This window comes from Tetzosporium hominis, from assembly GCF_002265435.1.
Classification (GTDB): Bacteria; Bacillota; Bacilli; order Bacillales_A; family Planococcaceae; genus Chryseomicrobium; species Chryseomicrobium hominis.
Genome location: NZ_NOKQ01000104.1, coordinates 1 through 251, shown reverse-complemented (window position 1 = coordinate 251; position 251 = coordinate 1). Strand labels below are relative to the sequence as shown.

The following is a 251-nucleotide window of genomic DNA, read 5'->3' as shown; positions in this document are numbered from 1 at the left end:
TTTCGTATGCAACGCATTTTCAGTCAAATTATTTGCGGAAACCGAATTTTGGTTCTCGAGCGTGAAGATTGTCACCATCATTTTATTTATCATTTTAGGAGGCGCCGCCATGTTTGGCTTGATCTCTTTAAACGGGACGGCTGATGCCCCTATGTTTTCAAATTTCACCGGTCATGGAGGATTGTTTCCAAACGGCTTCCTCGCCGTATTTATCGCCATGATATCTGTGAGTTTTGCCTTTTCCGGAACAG

General features: G+C 43.4%; 1 pseudogene. It reads left to right on the top strand.

The window, feature by feature from the left end:
* A pseudogene (locus CF394_RS00380) lies at nt 1-251 on the top strand (amino acid permease); the annotation flags it as partial.